Annotated in this window: 4 protein-coding genes and 2 pseudogenes; 3 read left to right on the top strand and 3 right to left on the bottom strand. The window is 70.5% G+C overall.

Features of this window, described 5'->3' with window-relative positions:
- Both AC1DP0_RS16200 and AC1DP0_RS16205 read left to right on the top strand, forming a co-directional pair.
- On the top strand, positions 1–1,592 hold a 1,592-nt coding region (locus tag AC1DP0_RS16200), incomplete at its 5' end, for a LuxR C-terminal-related transcriptional regulator (protein WP_478086084.1).
- Between the two features lie 115 nt (positions 1,593–1,707).
- The gene (locus AC1DP0_RS16205) at positions 1,708–3,066 is read left to right on the top strand and encodes an MFS transporter (RefSeq protein ID WP_478086086.1); all 1,359 of its coding nucleotides are present in this window, start codon (positions 1,708–1,710) and stop codon (positions 3,064–3,066) included.
- A 68-nt stretch (positions 3,067–3,134) separates the two neighbouring features.
- On the opposite strand, the gene purU is transcribed toward AC1DP0_RS16205, so the two are convergent.
- From purU to AC1DP0_RS16220, 3 genes and pseudogenes are all read right to left on the bottom strand, one after another.
- A complete protein-coding gene (purU, locus tag AC1DP0_RS16210) occupies positions 3,135–4,013 on the bottom strand; it encodes a formyltetrahydrofolate deformylase (protein WP_478086088.1) in 879 nt (292 codons plus the stop codon).
- Between the two features lie 37 nt (positions 4,014–4,050).
- Positions 4,051–5,452: pseudogene (locus tag AC1DP0_RS16215) on the bottom strand (L-serine ammonia-lyase).
- The gene (locus tag AC1DP0_RS16220) at positions 5,452–5,964 is read right to left on the bottom strand and encodes a sarcosine oxidase subunit gamma (protein WP_478086090.1); all 513 of its coding nucleotides are present in this window, start codon (positions 5,962–5,964) and stop codon (positions 5,452–5,454) included. Before AC1DP0_RS16220 ends, AC1DP0_RS16215 begins: the two are co-directional and overlap by 1 nt.
- On the opposite strand from AC1DP0_RS16220, the pseudogene AC1DP0_RS16225 reads away from it, so the two are divergent.
- Positions 5,863–6,183, top strand: a pseudogene (locus AC1DP0_RS16225) (M24 family metallopeptidase); the annotation flags it as partial. The gene AC1DP0_RS16220 and the pseudogene AC1DP0_RS16225 overlap by 102 nt on opposite strands.
- Between the last annotated feature and the right edge of the window lie 208 nt (positions 6,184–6,391).

Consider the following 6,391-nt stretch of genomic DNA (forward strand, 5'->3'; position numbering starts at 1 on the left):
AACGTGCCGCACGGCTGAGCGTGCAGCCGGAGGCGGTCACCGCGCGACTGCTGGCGGCCGGCGAGACGGCGTGGTTCGCCGGCGAGGACGTTCGGGCGGCGGGGCACCTCCGGGAGTCGCTCGCGTCCGATCCCACGGTCGCGCAGCGGGCCCACGCCCGTGGTCTGCTCGGCCTCGTCGGAGCCCGCACGGGGAATCTGGCGGACGCGCGTGACCTGCTGCTGGCCGCGGCGGAGGAGGCCGTCGGCGAGGCGCCGGAGACGACGGTGCTGACGGCCGCCGAGGCTGTCGACGCATGTCTCTACCTGCTCGACGTGCCCGGAGCCGGTCGGGCGGCCCAGCTGCTGACGCACGTCCTGGAGCACGATGCCGCCCGGGTCCGGGGCACCGTGCAGGGGATCGGATGGGTGGCGGTGGGGATGGCCAGCACCTTGTCCGGTGATCCGCCCGGTCCGGAGCTGCAGCGGGGCGTGGCACTGCTGTCCGAGCCTGCAGACCCCGGGGTGGCAGCGCAGAGCGGCTGGGACCTGCTGGGCCCGATGTTCCTGCGGGACTCCGAGACCGGTCGAGACCTGGTCGGGCAGGCCCTGGGTCGACGACGAGCCGCCGCCAGCCTGGGGACTCTGCCGCACCTGCTCTTCCACGTGGCCCGGAGCGACGCCGTGAGCGACCGGTGGAGCAGCGCCGCCGCGGAGTACGGCGAGGCCGTCTCCCTGGCGCGGGAGCTCAAGCAGCCCGTCGAGCTGGCCGCCTCCCTTGCCGGCCTCTCGTGGCTGACCGGGCGGCAAGGCCGTGCCTCCACTGCCGAAGGGCTCAGGGAGGAGGCCCTGGCGCTCGCGCGCGTCCACCACTTTCGGATGGCGCAGGCCTGGTGCGCATTCGCCCTGGGTGAGCAGCACCTCTCGAGCGGCGACGCCGAGTCCGCGGTGGTCTGCCTGACCGACCTCGGGGAGTGGCTGCTGACGCTGGGGGTGCGGGACCCCGACCTCTCACCCGTCCCCGAGCTCGTCGAGGCGTTGTGCCGGACGGGCCGGCGTGCCCTCGCCGAGAGATCTGCGGTGCCGTTCCTGGAGCAGTCGCAGCGCAAGGGCAGACCGTGGTCGCAGGCGCGGGCGGCCCGGGTCCGCGGGATGCTCGCGACGGACCCGGCCCAGCGTGACGCCTGCTTCACCGCGGCCGCCACGATGCATGCAGACACCCTCGACGGGTTCGAGGCGGCGCGGTCCAGCCTCATCCATGGCGAGCTGCTCCGGCGGGACCGTCGGCGCACGGAGGCCCGCGCCGTTCTGCGCGGCGCGCTGGCGTCGTTCGAGGCCCTCGGTGCCACGCCTTGGGCCGAACGCACCCTCGCCGAGCTCGCAGCGAGCGGAGAGACTGCTCGGCGGCGCGATGGCGGCCCGGTGCTCGAGCTGACGCCGCGCGAGCTGCAGATCGCGCTGCTTCTCGGACGCGGGGACAGCACCCGGCAGGCGGCGCAGGCCCTCTTCCTCAGCCCGAAGACCGTCGAGTACCACCTGCGCCACATCTACACGAAGCTCGGCATCAGCTCCCGTGCCGAGCTTCGCGCCGCACTGCGCACCGTTCCGCGCTGACCCCGCCGGCGACCGTGCGCACCGACACCTTGACAGGTGGCTGCAAAGGGGAAAGCATTTCGGCTGAATGCAGACAGGCCTAGTGGCCTAGCCACTACTCGATGAGGAGCAAGGCATGAGTGCAACCACGGTTCAAGGCGAAACAGCCGCGACGCAACGCCGACGGGCGGTGGTGGCCAGCACCATCGGTACGACCATCGAGTGGTACGACTTCTTCCTCTACGGCACCGCAGCGGCGCTGGTCTTCCCCCACCTGTTCTTCCCGGACAGCTCCAAGCTCAGCGGCACGCTGCTGTCGTTCAGCACCCTGTTCATCGGCTTCGCCGCGCGCCCCATCGGCGCGGCGATCTTCGGCCACTTCGGAGACCGCGTCGGACGCAAGGCCACCCTGGTCGTCACCCTCCTGCTGATGGGGGCGGCCACGTTCCTGATCGGCCTGCTTCCGACTGCCGCCACCATCGGGGTCGCCGCGCCGATCATCCTCACGCTGCTGCGCCTCGCCCAGGGCATCGGCGTGGGTGGGGAGTGGGGAGGATCGGTCCTCATGAGCATGGAATGGGGAAGCCCCAAGCGACGTGGCTTGATGGCGAGCTGGCCCCAGCTCGGCGTGCCGATCGGCTTGCTCCTCTCGACCGGGATGATCAAGCTCATGAGTGGAGTCATGACCGAGGACGCCTTCGCCAGCTGGGGCTGGCGAGTGCCCTTCCTGGTGAGCTTCGTGCTGGTGCTGGTCGGGCTCTACGTCCGGCTGAGGGTGGTCGAGAGCCCCCAGTTCGCCGAGGTGAAGAAGGCCGACGCGGTCGTCCGGCAACCGCTGCTCCAGGTCTTCAAGGAGCACCCGAGGGAGATCTTCACCTCTGCCTTCGTGCGGCTCTCCGAGCAGGCGCCGTTCTACCTCTTCATCACCTTCGTCCTCACCTACGGCACCGAGCACCTCGACCTGCCCAAGGGCCAGCTGCTGAACTACACCCTCGTCGCCGCCGCCCTCGGACTCGTCAGCGTGCCGTTCTTCGGCCACCTCTCAGACCTGTTCGGTAGACGCCTCGTCTACGGCCTCGGCATCGTCTGCACGGCGCTCTTCGCCTTCCCGTACTTCGGCCTGCTCGACACCAAGTCCTCCGGGCTCGTGCTGCTGGCCATCGTCCTGTCCCTGATCTTCCACGACATGCAGTACGGCCCCCAGGCAGCCCTCATCGCCGAGAGCTTCGGGACCAACCTGCGCTACAGCGGCGCCGGCGTCGGCTACCAGCTCGCCTCGGTGATCGCCGGCGGTCCCGCGCCGCTGATCGCGGCCGCCATCCTCGCGAAGACCCATTCGAGCACGGGAATCAGCTGGTACATCATCGGCTGCTGCGTCGTCGCCATGGCGGCCCTGCTCCTCATGCCTCGCACCCAGCTCGACCGCGAAGCCCAGACGGAGGCGGCGAACCGTCGAGCCGATGACGCGGTCGGGGCCTCGGCCGAGCTCCCCTAAAGGTCGCACGCGACGACAGATGACCGTGAGCGGTCCTCCTCTGACAAGGGGCGTCACGACGGCCCCTGTCAGAGGAGGACGACGGTCCGGCTGCCGTGCAGGATCACCCGACCCTCACAGTGCCACTTGACGGCGTTCGACAGGGCGCGGCACTCGGTGTCCCGTCCGGCCGCCACGAGATCCTCCGGGCCGAACGAGTGGTCCACCTCGCGCACCTGCTGGGAGATGATCGGGCCTTCGTCGAGCTCACTGCTGACGTAGTGGGCCGTGGCGCCGACGGTCTTGACCCCGCGCTCCCACGCCTGGTGATACGGCCTGGCTCCCTTGAAGCTCGGCAGGAACGAGTGGTGGATGTTGATGGCCCGCCCGGCCAGCTCCTGGGTCAGGTCGTCGCTGAGGATCTGCATGTAGCGCGCGAGCACGACGAGCTCGATCTCGAAGCGGTCGACGAGGTCGAGCAGCCGCGCCTCGGCCTCCGGCTTGGTCGCCGACGTCACGGGCACATGGAAGAAGGGGATCCCGTGCCACTCCACGAGGGCACGGTGGTCGGGGTGGTTGGACACGACGGCTGCGATCTCCATGGGCAGCTCGCCGATCCGCGAGCGGAACAGCAGGTCGTTGAGGCAGTGCGCGAACTTCGACACCATGACGAGGACACGCCGCCGCGCCGACGCCTCGCGCAGCTCGAAACGCATCGCGTGCCGGCCTGCCACGGCGGAGAAGGCCGCGCGCAGGGTCTCGACACCGGGGTCGGTGCGGTCGTCCGCGATCGCGAAGTGGACTCTCAGGTAGAAGTGCCCGCCTCGGATGTCGTCGAACTGCTTGAGCTCGTGGATGTCCCCGTGCTGCTCGATCAGGAAGCCGGACACGGCATGGACGAGGCCGGCCGCCTCCGGGCAGTCGAGGGTGAGGACGTAACCCACGTCCGGGTGTGTGACGGTGCTCATTCGTGTCTCCTCCAGATGCCGTGCCGGACGCCTCGGGTCAGCACTCGACGACGTTGACGGCGAGGCCGCCTCGCGACGTCTCCTTGTACTTGATCTTCATGTCGGCGCCGGTCTCGCGCATGGTTTTGACCGCTTGGTCGAGGGTGACCTTGTGCTCGCCGTCCCCCTGCAGCGCGAGACGTGCCGCATTGACGGCCTTGACCGAGGCGATCGCGTTGCGCTCGATGCACGGGATCTGCACCAGTCCCCCCACGGGGTCGCAGGTGAGGCCGAGGTTGTGCTCGATCCCGATCTCGGCGGCGTTCTCGACCTGCTCCGGTGTGCCACCGAGCACGGCGCAGAGGGCGGCGGCCGCCATCGAGCACGCCGATCCCACCTCGCCCTGACAGCCGACCTCGGCCCCGAGATCGACGCGCCCAGCTTGACGATGATGCCGACGGCCGCTGCGGTCAGGAGGAACTCGACGATCCCGTCCTCGTCCGCGTCGTCCACGAAGCGGGCGTAGAAGTGCAGCACGGCGGGAATGATGCCGGCCGCCCCGTTCGTCGGGGCGGTGACGATGCGGCCCCCCGAGGCGTTCTCCTCGTTGACCGCGAGGGCGTAGAGGTTGACCCACTCCATGGCCCAGAGCGGGTCGAGCATCGAGCCTCCGGCAGCGCCGCGCGCGTCGGCCTCCTGGCGTCGAAGGCGCTCGCGCAGCTCGGGAGCCGACGCCGCACCTTGAGCCCCCCGGGCAGCGTGCGCTCCTCACGGGTGCAGCCGCTCTCGACGCACTCCTGCATGACGCCCCAGAGGTGCAGCAGCCGCTCACGCACCTCGTCCTCGGGGCGCCAGGCGCACTCGTTGGCCATCATGACCCCGGCGACCGACAGCCCGGTCTCGCGACAGCGCTGAAGCAGCTCGGCCCCGCTGCCGAAGGGGTGTGCCACCGGGGTGTCGTCCGCGACGACCCGGTCCGCGCCGATCGCCTGCTCGTCGACGACGAAGCCTCCACCCACCGAGTAGTACGTCCGGAACCGGAGCGACCGCCCGACCTCGTCGAACGCCTCGAACGTCATCCCGTTGGGATGTCCCGGCAACGTGCGCCGCCGGTGGAGCAGGAGGTCGACGTCGGGGTCGAAGTCGACCCGGTGGGTGCCGTCGAGGGCGATCTTGCGATCGGCCCGGACCGCCTCGACCCCGGCTGCCGCGTGCGAGGTGTCCACGGTCTCGGGGTCCTCCCCCTCGAGGCCGAGCACGACGGCTCGGTCAGACCCGTGCCCGTGCCCGGTCGCGCCCAGCGAGCCGTAGAGCTGCGCCTGCACCCTCACCGTCCGGTCGAGCAGGCCCGACTCGGCCAGCCCGGCGACGAACCGCCGGGCTGCCCGCATCGGACCGACCGTGTGAGACGACGACGGGCCGATCCCCACGGAGAACAGGTCGAGGGCGCTGAGCGACATCAGCGGTACTCCCTCATCCCGTCGAGCAGCCAACGCGCCACGTGCGTCGCGAAGGAGGCCCGGGGCATGACCCGCCAGGTGTCCTCTGTCGTACGCCACAGGACGACCCCCGTGGAGCCCAGCAGGGTCGCGATGGCGGTGCCGGCCGGGAACACCCGGGGGTGCAGGTCGACCTCACAGCTCTTCTCGAGCACGGAGCGGGCCTGCTCCCCGGACAGCTCGAGCGTCGTGCGGTTGGCGGACACGTCGACCGCCTGACCGCGCTCGGACCCGAGCGCGTCGGCCAGCCCGGCGGCATACGCCTCCGGGGAGGTGCCCGTGTCGGCCTCGTCCGGACCCACCGCGAGGAACTCGTCGGGCGAGAGCCAGAGCACCGCGAGGCCGCTGCCGTCGCCCGCACCGGACACCTCACCGAGGACATCGCCGCCGAGCTCAACGAGATCTTCATCGGCCACGGGCTGCTGCCGAACCGGACCTTCGGCTACGGGCACTCCTTCGGCGTCCTGTCCCACTACTACGGGCGCGAGGCCGGACTCGAGCTGCGCGAGGACATCGACACCGTTCTCGAGCCCGGCATGGTCGTGTCCATGGAGCCGATGATCACCGTCCTCGACGGCCTGCCCGGCGCCGGAGGCTACCGCGAGCACGACATCCTGGTCGTCGGCGAGGACGGCGCGGAGAACATCACGAGGTTCCCCTTCGGCCCCGAGCACAACATCATCCCCTGCTGACAGCAACTGGCACTTTGCCGGCCAGCCGTCGGGGACGGGGTGGCCGGCACAGCCATGTTCCCGCGGAGGCCGTGGGTCACCAGAAGTCGAGGATGAAGTCCTCGACCGCCTCACGCAGCCAGGCGTGGAAGTGCGGGAACTCGACCCTGCTCTCCCAGCCGTCGGCCGCGCTGGGGTGGACGACGACCACGGCACGGCACTCGGGCGC

It is taken from the genome of Terrabacter sp. P5_B1, from assembly GCF_056400505.1.